The sequence below is a fragment of the Actinospineispora spinosispora DSM 44797 genome (genome assembly GCF_000429025.1).
GTDB classification, from domain to species: Bacteria; Actinomycetota; Actinomycetes; order Mycobacteriales; family Pseudonocardiaceae; genus Pseudonocardia; species Pseudonocardia spinosispora.
The window spans coordinates 649,486-669,877 of record NZ_KE386835.1 but is presented as its reverse complement, the minus strand read 5'-3'; the positions used below and the strand labels follow the sequence as shown (position 1 = coordinate 669,877).

Sequence of the window (20,392 nt, the reverse complement as noted above, 5' to 3'; positions counted from 1 at the left end):
GGAGGCTGTGGCAGAGCCGACGCCAGAGGCGGGTGCTGCGCCGGTCGCAGAGCCAGCTTCGGCGGCCGACGCGGAGTCAGCGCCAGAGACAGCGGCAGACGAGCCTGAGGTCGGGAAGCCGGGCGCGGCGGCCCAGGCGCCGGAGGAGATCGGCGCGGCGGCCGAGACCGTCGTGGCGGTGCCCGAACAGAACATCGGAGAGGGCACGCCGGAGACCACGGAGGACGACGCGGACCCACCCTCCGACACTGAGCCCGCGCCGGAGCAGAGCCTGAAGGACCTGTACGAGACGGCGCCCGAACCACGCCAGGGCCCGGACTCCGCGCTGGCGTTCCTGGATGCGGGACAGTTCCTGTTCGGCCCGGACGACCTACCGCACCTCGGCACCGCGGGTCGCACGTCGATGACCGAGGCGGTGCCCACGCCGCGCCCCGCAGTCGAGGACGTCGAGGAACCCGAGATCGAGGCCCCGGAGCCGGAGCCGCCGAGCGAACCGACGCCGCCCTATCCGGGCGCGGCGCTCGCGGCGGAGGACGGTTCGGCACCGTCCGAGGAGTACACGGTCAAGGCGGACCTGGAGTCCAAGCGCTACTACAGCGGTGACCTGCCCGGAGTCACGGCGCAGGTCTGGTTCCGCACCGCCGAGGAAGCCGAACGCGCAGGCTTCACACCAGCTCAGGAGCCGTGAGTGGCGAGTGGTCCGATAGGACCACTCGCCACTCACGGGTGTACTAGGCCTCTACGGTCCAGGTGTCCTTGCCGCGCAGGAGCGTGGCCAGGTCGCCCGCGCCTGCCGCCTTCGCGTCGGCGACCTGCTGGCGGGCGCCGTCGTCGTAGGTCGGCCGGTCGACGTTGCGGAACACACCGGTGACCGTGTGCGACAGGTCCTGGTCGGACAGCCGGGACAGGGCGAACGCGAAGCTCGGGTCATCGCGCTTCTCGTCGTGCACCACGAGCGCGTCCTCGCCCACCTCGGCGACCGGCGCGACCCGCAGGCCGTAGCCGTCCTCGGAGCGGACCACGCCGAACTCGCCGTCCACACCGAACCGGATGGGCTCGCCGTGGGTGAGCGGGATCAGGCGCTGCTTCGCGTCGTCGCCGCCCTTGCGAATGACGTCGAACGCGCCGTCGTTGAAGATCGGGCAGTCCTGGTAGATCTCGACGAACGACGTACCCCGGTGGGCCGCGGCCGCGGTGAGCACCTTGGTCAGCTCGGCCCGATTCGCGTCGATCGCGCGTGCCGCGAACGTCGCCTCGGCGCCGAGAACCACCGACAGCGGGTTGAACGGCTGGTCCAGCGAACCCATCGGGGTCGACTTGGTGATCTTGCCGATCTCCGAGGTGGGGGAGTACTGGCCCTTGGTCAGCCCGTAGATCCGGTTGTTGAACAGCAGGATCGTCATGTTGACGTTGCGTCGCACCGCGTGGATCAGGTGGTTGCCGCCGATGGACAGCGCGTCGCCGTCGCCGGTGACCACGAAGACCGACAGGTCGGGACGGCTCACCGCGAGACCGGTGGCGATCGTCGGTGCGCGCCCGTGGATCGAGTGCATGCCGTAGGTGTTGAGGTAGTACGGGAACCGCGAGCTGCAGCCGATGCCGGACACGAACACGACGTTCTCGCGGCGCAGCCCCAGCTGGGGCAGGAAGCCGCGGACGGCGGCCAGCACGGCGTAGTCACCGCACCCGGGGCACCAGCGCACCTCCTGGTCGGAGGTGTAGTCCTTCGCGGTCTGCTTGTCCTCGGTGGTGGGGATTCCGTCGAGCCCGCCGAGAGTCGGCAGACCGAGGTCGGTGGCGGTCACAGGAGATCACCCTTCAACGCGTCGATGAACACGTTCTGCAGCTCTTCGGCCTGGAACGGAAGGCCGGAGACCTTGGTGTAGGACTTGACGTCGACGAGGAAGCGGCCGCGCAGCAGCAGCGAGAGCTGCCCGAGGTTCATCTCCGGCACCAGCACCGTGCGGTACTGGCCGAGGACGTCCGCGAGGTTCGACGGCATCGGGTTGAGGTGCCGCAGGTGCGCCTGCGCGATTGACAGTCCACGCGACCGCACGCGACGGCAGCCCGCGCCGATCGGGCCGTAGGTCGAGCCCCAGCCCAGCACGAGCAGCTCCGCGTCGCCGTCGGGGTCGTCGACCTCGATGTCCGGCACCGTGATGTTGTCGATCTTGGCCTGGCGCAGCCGGACCATCCGCTCGTGGTTGTCCGGGTCGTAGGAGATGGAGCCCTTGCCGTCGGCCTTCTCCAGACCACCGAGGCGGTGTTCGAGACCGGCGGTGCCGGGGACGGCCCACGGGCGGGCGAGGGTGTCGTCGTCGCGGACGTAAGGCCAGAACTCGCCGGACCCGTCCGTGGCGTTGACCTCGGTGGCGAAGTTCGGCTCGATCGTCGGCAGGGTGTCGACGTCGGGCACCTTCCACGGCTCGGAGCCGTTCGCCAGCGAACCGTCGGACAGCAGCATCACCGGCGTGCGGTAGGTGACCGCGATCCGGGTGGCCTCGAGCGCCGCGTCGAAGCAGTCGCCGGGCGAGCGGGGCGCGATGACCGGGATCGGCGACTCGCCGTTGCGGCCGAACATCGCCTGCAGCAGGTCGGACTGCTCGGTCTTCGTCGGCAGACCGGTGGACGGGCCACCGCGCTGCACGTCGATGATCAGCAGCGGCAGCTCCAGCGCCACGGCCAGGCCGGCGGCCTCGCTCTTGAGCGACACACCGGGGCCGGACGTCGTGGTCACGCCGAGTGCGCCACCGAACGAGGCGCCGATCGCCGAACCGATGCCGGAGATCTCGTCCTCGGCCTGGAACGTCGTCACGCCGAAGTTCTTGTGCTTGGACAGCTCGTGCAGGATGTCCGACGCGGGCGTGATCGGGTACGAGCCGAGGAACACCGGCAGACCGGACTGCTGCCCGGACGCCACGATGCCGTACGCCAGCGCCGTGTTGCCGGTGATCTGGCGGTACACACCGGTCTTGAGCTTCGCCGGCGCCACCTCGTAGGTGACCGCGAACGCCTCGGTCGTCTCGCCGTAGTTCCAGCCCGCGCGGAACGCGAGGACGTTCGCCTCGGCCAGATCGGGGCGACGGGCGAACTTCTCCCGCAGGAACCGCTCGGTGCCCTCGGTCGGCCGGTGGTACATCCAGCACAGCAGACCCAGCGCGAACATGTTCTTCGAGCGCTCGGCGTCCTTCTTGGACAGCCCGGTCTCGGCGAGCGCACCCTTGGCCAGGGTCGCCATCGCGACCTCGTGGACCTCGTAGGCGTCGAGCGAGTCGTCCTCGAGAGGACTGGTCTCGTAGCCGACCTTGACCAGGTTGCGCTTGGTGAACTCGTCGGAGTTGACGATCAGGATGCCGCCGTGCGGCAGATCCTTGATGTTGGCCTTGAGCGCCGCCGGGTTCATCGCGACGAGCACGTCGGGCCGGTCGCCCGGCGTCAGGATGTCGTAGTCGGCGAAGTGCAGCTGGAACGACGACACTCCGGGAAGGGTGCCCTGAGGTGCCCGGATCTCGGCGGGGAAGTTGGGCAACGTCGCGAGGTCGTTGCCGAACGCGGCCGCCTCGGAGGTGAATCGATCACCGGTCAGCTGCATGCCGTCGCCGGAGTCTCCGGCGAACCGGATCACGACTCGCTGACGGTGTTGCACCTCGACGTCGCGGTGCTGGACAAGTGCTCCGTCAGCCTCGACGGGGGTGTCCGAGATGGTCATATTCAATCTTCCGTCGATCGCGGATAACGAGCGCAGGTACCCGAATTCAGGGTAGTCCCACTACTCATGCCTATCGGTCAAGACCAGGTCTACGTCACATCGTTGTTCCGTTATCCGGAACGGCCGCTGAATGTCCGATGTCATCGTTTCGTCGAGACTTTGGCCTTCAGCGCAGCGAGCCGCTCGGCGAAGGCGGGTGACTCGAGCGACGCGACCTGAGATCGGATCTCGACCTCGACGGCGTCCGCCTGGCTGTCGAGGACGGACGTCACCTTCATGGTGCGCTTCGTCGTCATGACGAGGTCCTTCGGGGCATCGCCGGCGCGCGCCGCCATCTCCAGTGCCGCGGCCACCGGGTCCTCGACCGAGCGCCAGACGAGACCGATGCGCTCGGCCTCCGTCGCGTCGATGATCTCGCCGAAGAGAGTGGCCGCCGCGGCGCCCTGCGGACCGAGGATGCGCTCGACCATCCAGGTGTAGCCGCCGCCCGGGTGCAGGCCCAGCTGCATGAACCGGGAGTCGAAGCGTGCCTTCGGGCCGGCGAGACGCACGTCGCAGGCGAGCGCGAGGTTCATACCGGCGCCCACGGCGGCGCCGTCGACGGCCGCGATGGTGGGCAGCGGCGTCTCGGCGACGGCGAGGAAGCCGCTGTAGATGTTGCGCAGCCCCTCCTCCTTCGACGCGCCGAGCTGACTGAGGTCGGCGCCGGCGCAGAAGCCCGGCTTCGCGCCGGTGACCACGATCGCGCCGATCTCCGGGTCCTTCTCGGCCCTGCGGACGGCATCGACCAGCTGCTCGGCGAGGTCCAGGGCCAGCGCGTTGCGTTTCGCGGGGTCGGACACGGTGATCAACGCCACCCGGCCGTGCGGCTCGTAGTGGACCCCGCGCGCAACACTGGTAGCGGATTCGTCAGTCATGCGAGCATCTTGCCTGCCGAAAGATGCTCGTGACGTTCGGGTCACGGAGGTCACACGGGAGATCACCGGCACACCTCGGGATCACGGGTGCGGAACCAGTGCTCGGCCTCGCTCGTTCATCGGGTGCGGAGAGGAAGTGAATGCTCGTGCACAACCATTTCAACGGGCTGAAGACCGCGGTACTGCTCGGTGGGCTGAGCGCATTGGTACTGCTCGTCGGCGGCCTGTTCGGGCGAGGTGGCCTCGTCCTCGCCCTGTTCGTCGCGCTCGGTATGAACGCCTACGCCTACTTCAACTCGGACAAGCTCGCGCTGCGCGCCATGCACGCGCGCCCGGTCACCGAGGCGGAACAGCCCGCGATGTACCGGATCGTGCGTGAGCTTGCCAACACCGCACGCCAGCCGATGCCGCGACTCTACGTCAGTCCGACCAGCGCGCCGAACGCTTTTGCGACCGGCCGCAACCCACGCAACGCGGCGGTGTGCGCCACGACCGGCATCCTGGAGCTGCTCGACGAACGTGAGCTGCGCGGCGTGCTCGGCCACGAGCTGTCCCACGTCTACAACCGCGACATCCTCATCTCCTGTGTCGCGGGCGCACTGGCCAGCATGATCAGCTTCATGGCGAACATCGCGATGTTCGCGTCCTTCTTCGGCGGCGGCGACGAGGACCGGCCGAACCCGCTGGCGATGATCGTCGTCGCGCTGATCGGCCCGATCGCGGCGGGCGTCGTGCAGATGTCGATCAGCCGCTCGCGGGAGTACCAGGCCGATGCGAGCGGCGCGCTGCTCACCCGGGACCCGCTGGGGCTGGCCTCGGCACTGCGCAAGCTCGAGCGCGGCACCCAGCTGGCGCCGTTGCCGCCCGAGCCCGCGCTCGTCTCGCAGTCGCACCTGATGATCGCCAACCCGTTCCGCTCCGGGGAGAAGCTGGCCCGCATGTTCTCCACACACCCGCCGCTGGAGGATAGAATCCGCCGACTGGAGCAGATGGCACGCGGCTGAAACGAGCTGGTCGTGGACGAGAGCACGGTGGTGGACGCGGTCGCCGCGAGCTGCTCGACGTCCGCCGTCACCAGTGCCGAAGGTCTGCTGAAGGTCTTGCTGGACGCGGCGCACGGTGCCGCCGCCGCGGTCACCTACGTCGATGGGCGGACCGGGCGGCACCACGAACTGGCGACGGTCGGGTACGCGCCCACCGTCGCCAGGTATCTGCTCACCGACTTCGTCGACCGGGACCCCGGCTACCGCCTGGTCGCTCGCAGCCCGGGCGTCCCGATGTGCTGGGCCGACCTGCCGTCCTACCGGGACGGCTACTCGGCGCGGGAGATCCTCACCCCGCACGGCTATCGGGAGGGCAGCTCGACCTGTCTCGCCCGGGACGACGGCAAGGTGGTGGGCGCCGTGCACCTGAGCGTCGTCGACGAGGTCTTCCCGGCCGCAGGCAAGCGTGGCCTCGACGTGCTGCGCGGCGTCCTGACCGAGAGGGTGGCCGAGATGGCCGCTCGTGCGGCGATAGCGCTGACCCCGCGTGAGGTCGAGATCCTGCGGCTGATCACCCAGGGCCGGACCAACACCGAGATCTGCGCGGAGCTGGTCCTGTCCCGCAGCACGGTCGCCACCCACGTCGAACACATCCTGCGCAAACTCTCCGCGACGAACCGGGTGGAAGCCGCCGTCAAGGCAATCCGCCTCAGCCTCTGCCCGTTCTAGCCGGGGCGATGCTGGGACCAGGGGCGGGCACGCTCGAAGTTGGCTGCCGCGCGCAGGACCGCGGCGTCGGCGTGCAGGCGGCCGGCGATCTGCAGACCGACCGGCCGGCCGTCCGAGGTGAAGCCGGCGGGCACCGTGATGGCCGGGGTGGTCATCATGTTGAACGGGTAGGTCAGCAGCCAGCCCAGCAGCTGGTGGCGCAGCGACGAGCCGAGCAGGCCGTCCGGCGTGAACTGGGTGATCGGGAACGCCGCCTCGGTGCAGGTCGGGGTGACCAGGAGGTCGTAGTCGGCCATGAACGCGGCGAACGTGTCCCACATGGCGCCGCGGAACGCGTCCGCGCGCCCCACGTCGACGCCGGTCAGCCTGCGGCCCTCGTGCATCAGCTCGATGAGGTTGTCGTCGACCTGGCCGTGCAGGTTGTCCCAGTCCAGCATGTCGTGCTCGCTGGCGAAGCCGGGAACCCACACGCCGTTCCACATCGCCTCCTCCGGATCGCCCCAGGCCGGGGTCGCCTCGGCGACGTGCGCGCCCAGCTCTTCGAACGCGCCCAGCGCCGAACGGCAGATCTCGGCGACCTCGGGGTCGACCTGCGCGTAGCCGAGGTCGGGGGAGTAGGCGACCCGCCAGCCGGTGATGTCGCCGTCCAGCTCGGCGACGTAATCGACGCCGTCGGCCGGCAGGCTCAGCGGGTCCGAAGGGTCGGGCCCGGCGAGGACGTTCACCATCAGCGCGTTGTCGGCGACGGTACGGGTGATCGGGCCGTGGTAGGCCCAGTGGTAGTAGCGGCCGGCGAGGATCGTCTGCGGGATCCGGCCGGTCGAGGGCTTGAGGCCGACGACGCCGCACAGCGACGCCGGGATACGCACCGACCCGGCGCCGTCGCTGCCCTCGGCGAGCTGACCCAGCCCGGCCGCGACCGCCGCCGCCGCGCCGCCACTGGACCCGCCCGGTGTCGTGCCGTGCTTCCACGGGTTGTGCGTCGGGCCGAACAGGTGGTTGTCGGTGCCTCCGTAGTAGCCGCTCTCCGGGGTGTTCGTCTTGCCCAGGAACAACCCGCCCGCGTGGCGCAGCCGCGCGACCGAGGTGGCGTCGCGCTCGGCGACGTTGTCCTTCAACGGGGACATGCCGAACGTCAGTGGCAGTCCGGCGACCGCGGTCAGGTCCTTGATCGAGTACGGCACACCGTGCAGCGGTCCGAGCTCCTCGCCTCGGCCCTGGGCGGCGGTCAGCTCGGCGGCGTCGCGCAGCACCTGGTCACGGTCGAAGTTGACGAATGCGTTGAGCTCGGGATTCACCGCCTCGACCCGGGACACGACCTGCTCGGCGACGTCGGTCGGGGTCACCTCACCGGCACGGATGCGCCCGGTCAGTTCGGTGGCGGACAGCCAGCACAGATCGTCGGAACTCGCCATGGTGATCAGGCCCCTTTGCCTCATGGTGCGGTCGTTGTGCACGACCGTAGGAAGGGACACACAGCGGCACCATCGGTGAGATGACCGATATTCAGCCGATCGCGCCGGCCGCCTTCGCCACCGACATGACGTACTCGCCGTATCGGGAGCTACCCAGCTTCTCCCCGAGCAGGTAGCAGCTGTCCGGGTCGATGTAGCCCATGTCCAGGGCGATCTCCTCGAGACACGCGATGCGGATGCCCTGCCGATGTTCCAGCACCTGCACGTATTGCCCGGCCTCCAGCAGCGAGTCGTGCGTGCCGGTGTCCAGCCAGGCGAAGCCCCGGCCCAGGTCGATGAGCGTGGCTGTCCCACGTTCCAGGTACACGTGGTTGACGTCGGTGATCTCCAGCTCGCCGCGCGCCGACGGGGTGATCTGGCGTGCGATGCGGAGCACGTCGTTGTCGTAGAGGTACAGCCCGGTGATCGCCCGGTTGGACCTCGGTACGGCCGGTTTCTCCTCGATGGAGATCAGCCGGCCGTTGTCGTCCGCCTCGCCGACGCCGTAGCGGCCGGGGTCCTTCACCGGGTAGCCGAACAGGACGCAGCCGTCCAGGTCGGCGATGCTGCGGCGCAGCTGCGCCGGGAAGCCGGGCCCGTGGAAGATGTTGTCGCCGAGGACCAGCGCGACGCTGTCGTCACCGACGTGGTCGGCGCCGATCAGGAACGCCTCGGCGAGCCCGTTCGGCTGGGCCTGCTCGGCGTAGGTCAGCCGTAGCCCGAGCGCGGATCCGTCGCCGAGCAGCCGCTCGAACTGCGGCAGGTCTGCCGGCGTCGAGATGATCAGGATGTCCCGGATGCCGCCGAACATCAGCACCGACAGCGGGTAGTAGATCATCGGCTTGTCGTACACCGGCAGCAGCTGCTTGGAGACCGCTCCGGTGACCGGGTACAACCTGCTGCCCGAACCGCCTGCCAGCACTATGCCCTTCATCGCCAGCCAACCTACCGTGTGCCGCGCGAGTGAAACTCGGTCGCGTTCCCGAGGCGCGCGGCCCTACGCTGCCGGGCATGTTCCAGAAGCAGCTGTACGGCTGAGAGGCACCTCGCCCCGCCGCCCGGGCCACTGAGGCCCGAGGCACCGGCGGGGCTTTGTCATGCCCTGAAACCCGTACGAGCTCTGGAGAACCCTCGTGTCACACATCCTGATGGCCAGCGTCGGTGCGCACGGCCACGTCAATCCGAACCTGCCGGTGATCGCCGAGCTGGTCGAGCGAGGGCACCGCGTGTCCTACGCGATCCCGGCCTCCTTCGCCGAGGTGGTCGCCTCGACCGGCGCGACTCCGGTCGTCTACCGGACACAGCTGCCCGACGAGTCGGCGGGCGAGCAGTGGCCGACCGACCCGCTCGACGGGATGACGATCTTCTTCGAGGAGGCGACCCGGGTCCTGCCGCAGCTGGAGGCAGCGTTGGAGGACGACCGTCCGGACGCCGTGCTCTACGACATCACCGGCTACCCGGCCCGGGTGCTCGCGCATCGCTGGTCGGTGCCGTTGCTGCAGCTCTCGCCGTCGATGGTGGCGTGGCAGGGCTTCGAGGAGGACATGGCGGATGCGTTCGCGTTCCTCTCCGAGCCCGCCGGTCTCGCGTACCGCGCCCGGTTCGACGAATGGCTCGCCGAGCAGGGCGTCCCGCTGCGGTCCGATGAGTTCACCGGCCGCCCGCCGCGCTGCGCCGTCCTCATCCCGAAGGCGCTGCAGCCGAACGCGGACCGGGTCGACGACTCGGTCTACACGTTCGTCGGTCCCGCGCTGGACCGGCGCCCGCACCAGGGCGGCTGGCCGTCGGGTGACCGGCCGCTGCTGCTCGTCTCGCTCGGCTCGGCCTACACCGATCACCTCGACCTGTATCTGGCGTGCATCGAGGCGTTCCGGGACACCGAGTGGGACGTGGTGATGTCGATCGGGGTGCACGTGAACCCGGCCGACCTCGGTGAGCTGCCGCCGAACATCACCGTGCACCGCTGGGTACCGCAGCTCGCGGTGCTCGGACAGGCCTCGGCGTTCGTCACCCACGCGGGCATGGGTGGGTGTTCGGAGGGTCTCTACCAGGGCGTTCCGATGGTGGCGTTGCCGCAGGCGGTCGACCAGTTCGGCAACGCGGCCATGCTGGCGGAGCTCGGCGTCGGTGCGCAACTGGCGGAGCCGGTCACCGCCGACGCCCTGCGCGAGGCGGTGCTGTCGCTCGCCGCCTCACCGGAGGTGGCGGCCCGCCTCGCCGAGCTGCGCGCGGAGCTGCGTGCGGCCGGTGGCGCCTCGGCCGCCGCGGACATCGTCGAGCAGCTGCTCGCCTGACCCTCGTGAGTGGTACGGGCGCCCCGGGGCGCCCGTACCACTCACGAGCCGGAAATGTCGGTGGTTGCCTTTAGCGTGCTCGGCATGACGACGTTCGTGCTGGTTCCGGGTTTCTGGTTGGGTGCGTGGGCGTGGGACGAGGTGGCCGCGCCGTTGCGCGCCGCCGGGCACGACGTCCACCCGGTGACGCTGCCCGGTCTCGCCGAACGCGCCGGCGAGCCGGGTGTGACGCTCGAATCGCAGGTCGACGACCTGGTCGCCACGTTGGACGGCCTGCGCGATGTGGTGCTCGTCGGACACAGCGGCGCTGGCCCGGTCGTCGCGCCGGCCGCCGAGCGGGCCCGCGACCGGGTCGCCCAGCTGGTCTTCGTGGACACCGGGCCCCTGCCGGAGGGCATCTCGCACCTGGATTTCCTGCCGCCCGACCTGTGTTCCTGGGTGGAGCAGCGGATGGCGGAGAACGGCGGCGACTACCCGATGCCGGACCGCGCGACGCTCGGTCGACACGGTGCCAGCACCGACGGGCTGGACGACGACACGTTCGCCGAGGTGCATCGGCGCAGCACGCCCGAGCCCGGCGGCGCGGTCACCGGATCGGCGCGACGGGCCGAGCCCGACCCGTCGCTGCCGAAGACGGTCATCGCGTGCAGCTTCACCAGAGCGCAGGTCGTCGGCCTGATCGAAGCCGGTGTCCCCGGGTTCGCCGAGATGGGCGGATCGGAGTGGACATTCGTCGAGCTCCCGACCGGTCACTGGCCGATGTTCTCGGAGCCGGAGAAGCTGGCCGCCTTGTTGGCCGGAGTGGGGGCTGGGGCAAGCTGACAGCCATGACCGCAGAGACCACAGCCGTCACCGAGTGCACCCGGTGCGGCCAACCGTTGACGCTGATCTCCCCGGGCCGCGACGTCTGCGAGCGCTGCCGGCTCGGCCGGACCGCCGAAGCGGGTCAGGCGGCCGAAGTGGCCAAGGCGGCAGCGGCCGCCGAAGCCGAGGCGAAAGCCGCGATCGCGGGCGCCCGCCAGCCCTGCAAATCCTGCGGGCGCTCGGAGACCGACGCCGGGCACGTCCTCGGCGTCGCTGACGGCTACTGCCTCAGCTGCCGTGTGGAGGGCAAGCACCTGCAGCCCTGAGCTGGGCTAGCCCAGGTTGAGGACGTGCAGCGCGAAGAACTCGCAACCGTCGAGGTGATCCCGCACCGCTGCGCTGGCGACGTCCGGGTCGCGGGTGCGGAACGCCGCGATGAGCCGTTCGTTCGTGTCATCGCACCCGGAGAGTTCCTTGGGGTGCGTACCCAACCGTCGGTAGTGCGCTTCGAAGTGCGCCGTCACCCGGTGCTGCAACGGCACCACGGTGCTGGTCTCGATGTGGGAGACGCCGGGCACGATCAGCCCCCCGCGCAGCGCCGTGTACAGCTGGTTGACCTCCGTCGGGCTGAACCTGAGCGACGCGATGAGGTCCGCGTTGCGCTCCACCCGATCGAGGTGCTCGCTGCTCAACGACACGGCGGAGCGTCGCGCCAGCGCCGGTTCGATCCGCCGCAGCAGCTGGAAGATAGCGTGGATGTCCTGCTGGGTCAGCCCTTCGCGGCGCTCGCCGTCAGGCGACTGCCTTGCGACTGCGGCGACCCACGAGCCAGTGCCCCCGGTGATGCCCCAGGCGCGCGGGGACGTGAGTGGTCCCGGTGGGTCGGCAGTCGGCGAGTCCTTTGCCAACGGCGGGACGAGATAGAGGGTCATGCGCCTCCGATCTCAGCGCCGAAGAATGTCGATCAACCCGCCCGCAGCAGTACTTCGTGCATCAATTATATCTGACCGCTGGGATTCGACATGAGCGCCGCAGGCCTCCCCGGCCGGTTCGGCCACCGGGACCTGCGGCACCGTCCTCCCACTACCGGTAGTTCGTGAACTGTAGCGCGATGCCGAAGTCCTTACCCTTGAGCAGCGCAATGACGGACTGCAGGTCGTCCTTCTTCTTGCCCGACACCCGCAGCTGGTCACCCTGGATCTGCGCCTGAACGCCCTTGAGCTTCTCGTCCCGGATCGCCTTCGAGATCTCCTTGGCCTTGTCCGACGCGATGCCCTGCACGATCGTGCCGGTCACCTTGTGAATGCGCCCGGACGGCGTCGGGTCGCCCACCTCGAACGCCTTCAGTGAGATGTTGCGCTTGATCAACTTCTCCTTGAAGACCTCGACGGCGGCGCGGCACCGCTCCTCCGTCTCCGCCTCGATCGTGATCGCTTCCTCGCCGGACCAGCTCACCCCGGCGCCGGTGCCCCGGAAGTCGAACCGCTGCGAGAGCTCCTTGGACGCCTGGTTGAGGGCGTTGTCCACCTCCTGCCGGTCGACCTTGCTGACCACGTCGAATGAAGGATCTGCCACGTCTACGCCTCCGATCATCGAGCCCGGTGCGATCGCCTCTGACCGCTGTCGTATTATCTTCACTACGCGATCACCCCGGTGAAGCGCACCCCGGCAGATTGCCCGAGCGGCCAATGGGAGCGGACTGTAAATCCGTCGGCGAAAGCCTTCCTAGGTTCGAATCCTAGATCTGCCACCAGGGTCGGAACAGCCCCTGACCAGCACAAACTGGTCAGGGGCTGTTCTCGTTTCCATGATCACCACGGTGTGGTGGCTGATTTCCCGCGCGGATTCAGCTACCACACCGTGGTGATCATGTTCGAGGCTTCGGGCGGAGCCCGCGTGCCCGACCCGCGGCCGGGGACTACAGCGCCGGGCGTGCGAACAGCGCCGGTTCACGACCGGTACGCGCCCCGCAGGTACTGCACCGGATAGGGCGCGTCCGGCACCGGGAGGCCCAGCTCGTGGGCCGCGCGCACCGGCCAGGTCGGCTCACGCAGCGCGGCTCGGCCGAGGAGGACCGCGTCGGCCGCACCCTCGTCCAGGATTGCCTGGGCCTGGCTGGGTTCGGTGATCAGGCCGACCGCGGCGGTGCGCAGCCCGGTTTCGGCTCGGACCGCTCGTGCGAACGGCACCTGGTAGCCGGGGCCCACGGGAATCCGCTGGCCGGGGTCGTTGCCGCCGGAGCTCAGGTCGACGAGGTCCACCCCGTGGTCGGCCAGCAGGGCCGACAGGGCGACCGTGTCGTCCAGTGTCCAGCCTCCGTCGACCCAGTCGGTCGCGGACAGCCTGACGAACAGGGGCCTGATGTCGGGGATGGCAGCGCGGACCGCGTCGACGACCTCGATGAGCAGTCGCGCGCGGTTGCGGAACGAGCCGCCGTAGGAGTCCGTCCGGCCGTTGGACAGGGGAGAAAGGAACTCGTGGAGCAGGTAGCCATGTGCCGCGTGCACCTCGACCACCTCGAAACCCGCGTCCACCGCGCGCGACGCGGCAGCGGCGAAGGCCCGGACCGTTGCGTCGATGGCGGCCTGAGTCATGGCGATCGGACTGGTCAGGCCTGGGTACGGCGACGGCGAGGGCGCGAGCGGCGTCCAGCCGCCCGCGTCCGGGTCCACCGGAACCCCGCCGCGCCACGGCCGCGTGGTCGAGGCCTTGCGACCCGCGTGAGCCAGCTGCACCGCCGGGATGGCGCCCTGCGAGGCGAGGAAACCGGTGATGCGTTCCCATGCGGTCGCCTGGGCGTCGTTCCACAGCCCCGTGTCGTGCGGCGTGATCCGTCCTTCCGGGGTGACCGCGGTGGCCTCGGTCATCACGAGACCGAATCCGCCGGTCGCCCTCGCGCCCAGGTGGACGAGATGCCAGTCGGTGGGCACGCCGTCCCGCGCGTCGACGGAGTACTGGCACAGGGGAGCGAGCCAGGCCCGGTTGCGTACTCGCGTGCCGCGAACGGTGACGGGCTCGAAGATGCTGGTCACGGTGGAACCCGGTCAGGAAGGGTCGGGATGGGCGGCCGTGGCGCGGATCTCGACGAGCAGCCCGGGGCTGGCCAGCCCGCTCACTCCGATCAGTGACCAGGTCGGGTACGGAGGGGTGATCAGGCGCGCCTTGGCCTTGGCGAAGCCGGGCAGGTTCCGGTGGATGTCGACGTGGTAGCTGGTGACATCGACGAGGGCGGGCAGGTCGAGTCCCTCCAGGCGGAGGATCTCCTCGATGCGCGCGATGGCGATCTCGGTTTGTTCCTCGATGTCGTCGGGGATGGTGCCGTCGGCGCGACGGCCGATCGTGCCAGCGATGAAGAGCAGGCCGTGGGCGCGGACCGCGGCGGAGTAGCCGAAGTTGGCGAAGGCGGTGACGGTCGTGCCGAAGACCTCGGAGTCCTCGGGAACCTCGACGGTGTGGATGGTCATTGCACGGTTTCCTTTCGTGGTGACGGGGGTTCAGCTGCCCCAGCGGGACGAGCCGCAGGCATGCTCCATCCGGGTCCGGCCGTAGGCCTCGCGTTCACGGAGGAACTCACCGGGGATCGAGTAGCGGGGCGCGTTCTTCGGGTTCTTCGCGGCGTGCGCGACGATCGCGTCGGTGAGTGAACGGACCATGTCCAGCCTCGGGTACACCAAGTGCACGGCGTCGGCCTGCTCGTCGGTGAGCGCCTCGACGTGGTTCGCCCCCATCGGGCCGCCGAAGTCGAGTGCGACACCTTCGCGGACGAGCACGCACAGCGTGCCCCGGCGTTCCGCGATGCCCGGCGAGCTGTGCAGCGCGATCGCCTGCCACACCTGGTCGGCGTCCGATGTGGACACCCCTCGACCAGTCAGGAACTCGGCGGCGCGGTCGGCGCCCTCGACCTCGAACCGTTGGCGGTGCGGGCCGTCTGGGGCCACCCCGAGGTCGTGCATCGCGCATGCGGAGAACAGCAGGTCATCGTCGTAGTCGCTACCCCCGGACAGGCCGAGGCGACCGGCGACCAGCCGGGCGAACAGGTAGCTGCGGATGCTGTGGTTGAACACCGACGGCGTCTCCACCGGGTGGATCAGGTTCAGCACGGCTTCGGCGAGCGGTGTACCGGGCAGCGTGATCAGGTCGGCGGTCGCCTTTGGGGTAGGTCCGGTCATGTCTTCAGCTTGCCGAGTCAGCTCTGACCTGGCGATAGGCGAAATTGCCCCACTTCGTTAGAATATTGCCATGGCGGCTCATCGGATCGTGATCCTGGCCCTGGAGGGGGTCATGCCCCTGGATCTGGCGATCCCCGCGCAGATCTTCTCCGCTCGGCCGGAGACCCCGTACGAGACGACCGTGTGCACCGTCGGCGCGACCGTGCACACCACCGGAGGCTTCGCGGTGCTCGCCGATGTGGGCCTGGAGCAGGTGCGCACTGCCGACACCGTGATCGTGCCGGGGGCCGACCCGCCCTGCCGGCGGCCGGCGGCCATGATCGCCGCGTTGGCCGAGGCGCACGAGCGGGGCGCGCGGATGGTGTCGATCTGCACGGGAGCCTTCGCGCTGGCCGAAGCGGGCGTCCTGGACGGTCTGCGCGCCACCACCCACTGGCAGTACATCGAGGATTTCGCGCGCGACTACCCCTCGGTGTCCGTGGAGCGCGACGTGCTCTACGTCGACGAGGGTGAGGTACTCACCTCGGCCGGGGTGTGCTGCGGCATCGATCTGTGTCTGCACATCGTGCGCCGCGACCTCGGGGCGACGGTGGCCAACCGGATCGCTCGAGGTCTGGTCGCCGCCCCGCACCGCGAGGGCGGGCAGGCCCAGTACGTGCCCGCTCCCGTCTCGGTGGCGGGCGATGCGTCGCTGTCCGACACGCGCGAATGGGCCCTGCACCGCCTCGGCGAGCAGGTCACGCTGCGCGAGCTCGCCCGGCACGCGGGCGTCTCGCAGCGCACACTCATGCGCCGGTTCACCGAGGAGACCGGAACGACCCCGCTGCAGTGGCTGCTCGACGCGCGGCTGGGTCGGGCCCGGGAACTGCTGGAGACCACCGACCACTCGATGGACCGGGTCGCGCGTGACTGTGGGCTCGGTACGGCGGCCAACCTGCGGCTGCACTTCCGGCGAGTCCTGGACACCACGCCCACCGCCTACCGGCGCACCTTCGGCGGCTGACGCCACCGAGGACGGCCGACGGGTGCTGGTGGTCGGGCATCCGGGCGTGCACGGCACCGAGCTGTTCGGGGTGCGCGACATGTTCGAGATCGCCTCCCACCTAGCGGTGTCGCAGGGAGGGCCCGCCGCCTACCGGGTGGGGGTCGCCACCTCCGAGGGCATGCCCCTCGACCTCGGCCGGGGCCTGACCCTCGGCGGGGTGACGGCTCTGCGTGAGGGGACCGGCCGGATCGACACGCTCGCGGTCATCGGCGGGATGTCCGCGTGGGACGCCGCCCGCGACGCCGGCCTGATCGACGCGATCCGCGCGTCGGCGGGGCGCTCCCGGCGAGTGGTCTCGACCTGCTCCGGTGCGTTTCTGCTGGCCGAGGCGGGTCTGCTCGACGGACGGCGCGTGACGACGCACTGGGACTGTGCCCAGCGGCTGGCGGCCGAGTACCCGGCCCTCCGGGTGGAACCGGACTCGATCTACCTACGGGACGGCGACGTCTGGACCTCCGCGGGCGTGACCGCCGCGTTCGACCTCACCCTCGCGCTCGTGGAACACGACCTCGGGCCGGAGAGTGCGCTGGAGCTGGCCCGCCAGTTCGTCGTGTACCTGCGCCGCCGCACCACGCCTACCAACCGACGATCAACGCGGTGCGGCGGCCCGCGACCGGTGCGTCGTGAGACCGGTCCAGCGGCGGCGTGCCCGGAGTGAGACGTAGACCAGCGCGACCAGCACCGGGACCTCGATCAGCGGGCCGACCACACCGGCGAGGGCCTGGCCGGAGGTGACGCCGAAGGTGGCGATGGCGACGGCGATCGCCAGCTCGAAGTTGTTGCCCGCCGCGGTGAACGCCAGCGTCGCGGAACGCTCGTAGCCGAGCCCGACTACCCGGGCCAGTGCGAGCGAGCCGAACCACATGACGGCGAAGTAGACCAGCAGGGGCAGTGCGATCCGGGCGACGTCGAGAGGCCGTGCGGTGATCGCGTCGCCCTGCAGCGCGAACAGCACGATGATCGTGAACAGCAGGCCGTACAGGGCGAACGGTCCGATCGCGGGCAACAGCCGGGTCTCGTACCAGTCGCGGCCCTTGGTCCTCTCCCCGATGCGGCGGGTGAGGTAGCCGGCGAGCAGGGGGACACCGAGGAAGACCAGGACCGAGCGGGCGATCTGCCAGGCCGAGACGTCCAGGTCCGTGCGGGGCAGACCGAGCCACCCGGGCAGGACCGACAGGTAGAACCAGCCGAGCGCGGCGAACGCCACCACCTGGAACACCGAGTTCAGGGCCACCAGCACGGCGGCGGCCTCGCGGTCGCCGCACGCGAGGTCGTTCCAGATGATGACCATGGCGATGCAGCGGGCGAGCCCGACGATGATCAGGCCGGTGCGGTACTCGGGCAGGTCCGGCAGCATCAGCCAGGCGAGCGCGAACATCAACGCCGGGCCGACGAGCCAGTTGAGCACCAGCGACGTGATGAGCAGGCGCCGGTCGCCGGTCACGGTGTCCAGCCGGTCGTAGCGGACCTTCGCCAGCACCGGGTACATCATGACCAACAGACCGACCGCGATCGGCAGTGAGACGCCGTCGAGCGAGATCGCGTCCAGCGCGGTGCCCAGGCCGGGGACCAGGCGTCCGCAGGCCAGGCCGATCGCCATGGCGGCGAGGATCCACAGCGGCAGGAACCGGTCGAGCGTGGACAGCTTCGTCACGACCGCGGGGGCCGCGTCGGCCCGGTCGGGGCTCATCCGCCGACCGCCGCCACGTCCGGGACCAGGATCGCTGACAGCCGGCCCAGCGCATCGGGCTCGACCCGGTAGTAGACCCAGGTGCCTCGTCGTTCACCGGTGATGAGACCGGCCTCGCGCAGCACCTTGAGGTGATGGCTGATCGTCGGGCCGCTCAGCTCGAACACCCCGGTCAGGTCGCAGACGCAGGCCTCGCCGCCCGCGTGCGAGGCGATCAGCGACAGCAGTCGCAGGCGCACCGGGTCGCCCATCGCTTTGAACAGCCGCGCCAGCTCGACCGCCTGCTCACTCGACAGCGGCTCCCGCACCAGCGGGGAACAGCACCCCACGGCGTCGGTCGGCACCCGTTCTTGGTTTGACACCCATCTACCTTGACAGCTATCGAATCAACGCGCAAGATCTGTCTAGACAGCCATCGAAACAACAGGGAGTGAAGCAGTCATGTCACGTGTCCAGCTGGCCTTGCGTGTGTCCGACCTCGAAGGCTCGATCGCGTTCTACCGGTCGCTGTTCGGCATCGAACCCGCGAAGCTCCGCCCCGGTTACGCCAACTTCTCCGTCACCGAACCGGCGCTCAAGCTCGTCCTGATCGAGGGCGAGCCGGACCGGCCGACGGTGCTGGACCACCTCGGCGTCGAGGTCGAGACCAGCGGTGAGGTGGACGCCGCGACCGACCGGCTCTCCGAGCTGGGCCTGTTCACCCAGGTCGAGAACGACACCGCCTGCTGCTACGCCCTGCAGGAGAAGGTCTGGGTGCACGGCCCCGGCGCGGAGCCCTGGGAGGTCTACACGGTCAAGGCGGATGCACCCGAGGCGACCACCATCCACACCCTCGGTCAGGACGCGCGATAAGGCCACTCACGTGAGGTGTGTCGCGTGGCTCGTGGGGTAGTCGGTGTAGCCCTCGGCGCCGCCGCCGTAGAGGGTGTTCCGGTCGGCGTCGGCCAGTGGGTGGCCCCCGGCGAAGCGGGCGACGAGGTCGGGGTTGGCGATGAACGGCGCCCCGAAGGACACCGCGTCGGCGAGACCCCGCTCGACGATGTCGTTGCCGGAGTCCCTGGTGAAGCCCACGTTGGCGACGATCGTCCCGTCGTACAGCGAACGGTAGCGGGCGAACGAGGTCAGCCGCTCCGGCGCGGAGGCGGGCCCCATGATGTGTAGGTAGCCCAGCCCGGCCGAGGTGAGCCGGGCGATCAGCCGGTCGTAGTCGGCGAGGGTGTCCTCGTCGGCGGTGAAGGCGCTGCCGTTGGTCCAGTAGGGCGAGAGCTTCACTCCGATCCGCCCGCTGCTCCACACCTCGCCGACCGCCGCGATGACGTCGAACAGGAACCGGGCCCGCCGGTCCTGGCTGCCGCCGTAGGCGTCGGTCCGCTGGTTGAGCCGGGGGTTGAGGAACTGGGCGACCAGCTGGCTGCCCTGCGCGTGCAGCTCGATGCCGTCGAAACCGGCGCGGCGCGCGTTCGCGGCCGCCGCCCGGTAGTCCTCGATGGTCGCGGCGATCTCGTCCGCGCGGAACGCCCGGGGGGTGCCGGTGTCGGTCAGCCCGAGGGTGGGGATGAACGTCTTCTCGCCGGGGTTGACCGCGGACGGGCCGACCGGCTGACGACCGCCGAGATGGTCGGGGTGCGACACGGAGCCGACGTGGCCGAGCTGGGAGACGATCCGTCCGCCCGCGTCGTGCACGGCTCGGGTGACGGCGGTCCAGCCCGCTACCTGCGCCTCGCTGTAGATGCCGGGGACGTTCAGGTAGCCGATCGCCCGGTCACTCACCCAGGTGCCTTCGCTGACGATGAGTCCCGCACCGGCGCGCTGCGCGTAGTAGGCGGGGTGGAGCCGGGTCGGTGCGAGGTCGGTGTTCGCCGCCCGCGCCCGGGTCAGCGGAGCCATGACGACCCGGTTGGGCAGCTCAAGGTCGCCGAGCCGGACGGGGGTGAGCAGAGGTTGCTGCACGGTGGTCATGTGCGGTGCTCCTCAGTCCTGTTTCAGCGCGTGCAGGCCGGACAGCGGTCCGCCGAGCTGCATCAGGCGGCCGCCCTCGCGCAGCGGACCGAGGTCGATCGAGGCGAACCCGAACTCTTCGGCCAGTTCCCGGACGGTGGCCCTGGCGTCGGCGTCGTCGCCGGCGAGGAACAGCAGCTGACGGCCCGCTTCGTGGCGCGGATCGGCGGCGATGTAGCTGCCGTACAGGGTGTTGAAGGCCTTCACGACCCGCGCCCCGGGCAGGAGCGAGGCGATGTACTCGCTGCCGGTGAGATCACCGAGGTCCGCGATGACCGGATGGGGCGGCAGCGAGGTGAACTGGTTGGTCGCGTCGATGACGATGCGCCCGTCCCAGTCCGGCAGGTCGGCCACCGCGGCCGGGACCTGGGTCCAGTGCACGGCGAGCAGCACGACCTCGGCCCGCGCCGCCTCCAGCCGGGTTCCGGCGGTGGCCGGTGGACCGATCTCGGCGACGACGTCGCCCAGGGTCTCGGGCCCGCGACTGTTGCTGAGCACGACCTCGTGCCCGTGGCGAGCGGCGTGCCGGGCGACGGCGCGCGCGATGGTGCCCGCTCCGATGGTTCCGATCTTCATGGTTTTCCTCCGTGAGGTCCGAGT

At 70.0% G+C, this 20,392-nt stretch carries 23 protein-coding genes and 1 tRNA gene; 10 read left to right on the top strand and 14 right to left on the bottom strand.

From position 1 onward, the window contains the following. On the top strand, window positions 1-688 hold a 688-nt coding region (locus G406_RS0136930), incomplete at its 5' end, for a sunset domain-containing protein (protein WP_483826429.1). A 43-nt stretch (window positions 689-731) separates the two neighbouring features. Here G406_RS0136930 and G406_RS0136925 read toward each other — a convergent pair. The 3 genes from G406_RS0136925 to G406_RS0136915 all read right to left on the bottom strand — a co-directional run bounded on the left by G406_RS0136925 (window position 732) and on the right by G406_RS0136915 (window position 4,626). Further along, window positions 732-1,805: a 2-oxoacid:ferredoxin oxidoreductase subunit beta gene (locus G406_RS0136925; protein WP_028937735.1), complete on the bottom strand. Its 1,074-nt coding sequence runs from the start codon at window positions 1,803-1,805 to the stop codon at window positions 732-734. After that, window positions 1,802-3,709, bottom strand: coding sequence for a 2-oxoacid:acceptor oxidoreductase subunit alpha (locus tag G406_RS0136920; protein WP_028937734.1), 1,908 nt, complete (start codon window positions 3,707-3,709; stop codon window positions 1,802-1,804). Before G406_RS0136920 ends, G406_RS0136925 begins: the two co-directional genes overlap by 4 nt. A gap of 140 nt (window positions 3,710-3,849) precedes the next feature. Next, the gene (locus G406_RS0136915) at window positions 3,850-4,626 is read right to left on the bottom strand and encodes an enoyl-CoA hydratase (protein WP_028937733.1); all 777 of its coding nucleotides are present in this window, start codon (window positions 4,624-4,626) and stop codon (window positions 3,850-3,852) included. A 146-nt stretch (window positions 4,627-4,772) separates the two neighbouring features. On the opposite strand from G406_RS0136915, the gene htpX reads away from it, so the two are divergent. Further along, window positions 4,773-5,630, top strand: a complete 858-nt coding sequence (gene htpX / locus G406_RS0136910) for a zinc metalloprotease HtpX (RefSeq protein WP_028937732.1) — start codon at window positions 4,773-4,775, stop codon at window positions 5,628-5,630. A 12-nt stretch (window positions 5,631-5,642) separates the two neighbouring features. Then, window positions 5,643-6,338, top strand: a complete 696-nt coding sequence (locus tag G406_RS0136905; RefSeq protein ID WP_051343166.1) for a response regulator transcription factor — start codon at window positions 5,643-5,645, stop codon at window positions 6,336-6,338. Here G406_RS0136905 and G406_RS0136900 read toward each other — a convergent pair. Next, on the bottom strand, window positions 6,335-7,777 hold the full coding sequence (locus G406_RS0136900) for an amidase (RefSeq protein ID WP_211241374.1): 1,443 nt from the start codon (window positions 7,775-7,777) through the stop codon (window positions 6,335-6,337). The two genes, G406_RS0136905 and G406_RS0136900, sit on opposite strands and share 4 nt — an antisense overlap. Before the next feature lie 67 nt (window positions 7,778-7,844). Continuing rightward, entirely contained in the window at window positions 7,845-8,726 is an 882-nt protein-coding gene (rfbA, locus tag G406_RS0136895) for a glucose-1-phosphate thymidylyltransferase RfbA (protein ID WP_028937729.1), read from the bottom strand. Window positions 8,727-8,940: 214 nt separating this feature from the next. Here rfbA and G406_RS0136890 point away from each other — a divergent pair, with 214 nt between their 5' ends. The 3 genes from G406_RS0136890 to G406_RS0136880 all read left to right on the top strand — a co-directional run bounded on the left by G406_RS0136890 (window position 8,941) and on the right by G406_RS0136880 (window position 11,216). Next, window positions 8,941-10,086 carry a macrolide family glycosyltransferase gene (locus G406_RS0136890; RefSeq protein ID WP_064743146.1) on the top strand — a complete coding sequence of 382 codons (1,146 nt, stop codon included), beginning with the start codon at window positions 8,941-8,943 and terminating at the stop codon, window positions 10,084-10,086. A gap of 84 nt (window positions 10,087-10,170) precedes the next feature. Beyond that, window positions 10,171-10,908 (top strand): alpha/beta fold hydrolase, encoded by a 738-nt coding sequence (locus G406_RS0136885; protein ID WP_028937727.1) that lies wholly within the window; start codon window positions 10,171-10,173, stop codon window positions 10,906-10,908. Between the two features lie 5 nt (window positions 10,909-10,913). Beyond that, window positions 10,914-11,216: a hypothetical protein gene (locus G406_RS0136880; protein ID WP_028937726.1), complete on the top strand. Its 303-nt coding sequence runs from the start codon at window positions 10,914-10,916 to the stop codon at window positions 11,214-11,216. A 6-nt stretch (window positions 11,217-11,222) separates the two neighbouring features. Here G406_RS0136880 and G406_RS0136875 read toward each other — a convergent pair whose 3' ends face one another. Together G406_RS0136875 and G406_RS0136870 are read right to left on the bottom strand one after the other, a co-directional pair. Beyond that, window positions 11,223-11,822, bottom strand: a complete 600-nt coding sequence (locus G406_RS0136875; RefSeq protein ID WP_028937725.1) for an FCD domain-containing protein — start codon at window positions 11,820-11,822, stop codon at window positions 11,223-11,225. Between the two features lie 151 nt (window positions 11,823-11,973). Beyond that, a complete protein-coding gene (locus G406_RS0136870) occupies window positions 11,974-12,465 on the bottom strand; it encodes a YajQ family cyclic di-GMP-binding protein (RefSeq protein WP_028937724.1) in 492 nt (163 codons plus the stop codon). 92 nt (window positions 12,466-12,557) lie between these two features. On the opposite strand from G406_RS0136870, the gene G406_RS0136865 reads away from it, so the two are divergent. Continuing rightward, window positions 12,558-12,643 (top strand) — tRNA-Tyr (locus G406_RS0136865). A gap of 196 nt (window positions 12,644-12,839) precedes the next feature. On the opposite strand, the gene G406_RS0136860 is transcribed toward G406_RS0136865, so the two are convergent. From G406_RS0136860 to G406_RS0136850, 3 genes are read right to left on the bottom strand one after another with little or no spacing between them, the layout of a single operon-like run. Beyond that, on the bottom strand, window positions 12,840-13,922 hold the full coding sequence (locus G406_RS0136860) for an NADH:flavin oxidoreductase/NADH oxidase (protein WP_028937723.1): 1,083 nt from the start codon (window positions 13,920-13,922) through the stop codon (window positions 12,840-12,842). Window positions 13,923-13,934: 12 nt separating this feature from the next. Next, window positions 13,935-14,354, bottom strand: a complete 420-nt coding sequence (locus G406_RS0136855) for a Rid family hydrolase (RefSeq protein ID WP_028937722.1) — start codon at window positions 14,352-14,354, stop codon at window positions 13,935-13,937. A gap of 30 nt (window positions 14,355-14,384) precedes the next feature. Next, entirely contained in the window at window positions 14,385-15,059 is a 675-nt protein-coding gene (locus G406_RS0136850) for an HD domain-containing protein (protein ID WP_028937721.1), read from the bottom strand. 70 nt (window positions 15,060-15,129) lie between these two features. Between G406_RS0136850 and G406_RS0136845 the strand changes: the two genes are divergently transcribed. Both G406_RS0136845 and G406_RS52180 read left to right on the top strand, forming a co-directional pair. Beyond that, window positions 15,130-16,062 (top strand): GlxA family transcriptional regulator, encoded by a 933-nt coding sequence (locus G406_RS0136845; protein WP_028937720.1) that lies wholly within the window; start codon window positions 15,130-15,132, stop codon window positions 16,060-16,062. A 22-nt stretch (window positions 16,063-16,084) separates the two neighbouring features. Then, window positions 16,085-16,762: an AraC family transcriptional regulator gene (locus tag G406_RS52180; RefSeq protein ID WP_051343165.1), complete on the top strand. Its 678-nt coding sequence runs from the start codon at window positions 16,085-16,087 to the stop codon at window positions 16,760-16,762. Here the strand turns inward: G406_RS52180 and arsB are convergent. After that, window positions 16,694-17,794, bottom strand: a complete 1,101-nt coding sequence (gene arsB / locus G406_RS52175) for an ACR3 family arsenite efflux transporter (protein WP_037080329.1) — start codon at window positions 17,792-17,794, stop codon at window positions 16,694-16,696. The two genes, G406_RS52180 and arsB, sit on opposite strands and share 69 nt — an antisense overlap. After that, a complete protein-coding gene (locus G406_RS0136830) occupies window positions 17,791-18,156 on the bottom strand; it encodes an ArsR/SmtB family transcription factor (protein ID WP_028937719.1) in 366 nt (121 codons plus the stop codon). Before G406_RS0136830 ends, arsB begins: the two co-directional genes overlap by 4 nt. Before the next feature lie 79 nt (window positions 18,157-18,235). Between G406_RS0136830 and G406_RS0136825 the strand changes: the two genes are divergently transcribed. Continuing rightward, window positions 18,236-18,646: an ArsI/CadI family heavy metal resistance metalloenzyme gene (locus tag G406_RS0136825; protein ID WP_028937718.1), complete on the top strand. Its 411-nt coding sequence runs from the start codon at window positions 18,236-18,238 to the stop codon at window positions 18,644-18,646. Window positions 18,647-18,652: 6 nt separating this feature from the next. Here G406_RS0136825 and G406_RS0136820 read toward each other — a convergent pair whose 3' ends face one another. Together G406_RS0136820 and G406_RS0136815 are read right to left on the bottom strand one after the other, a co-directional pair. Next, window positions 18,653-19,753 carry an alkene reductase gene (locus G406_RS0136820; RefSeq protein ID WP_028937717.1) on the bottom strand — a complete coding sequence of 367 codons (1,101 nt, stop codon included), beginning with the start codon at window positions 19,751-19,753 and terminating at the stop codon, window positions 18,653-18,655. Between the two features lie 12 nt (window positions 19,754-19,765). After that, window positions 19,766-20,368, bottom strand: a complete 603-nt coding sequence (locus tag G406_RS0136815; protein WP_028937716.1) for an NADPH-dependent F420 reductase — start codon at window positions 20,366-20,368, stop codon at window positions 19,766-19,768. Between the last annotated feature and the right edge of the window lie 24 nt (window positions 20,369-20,392).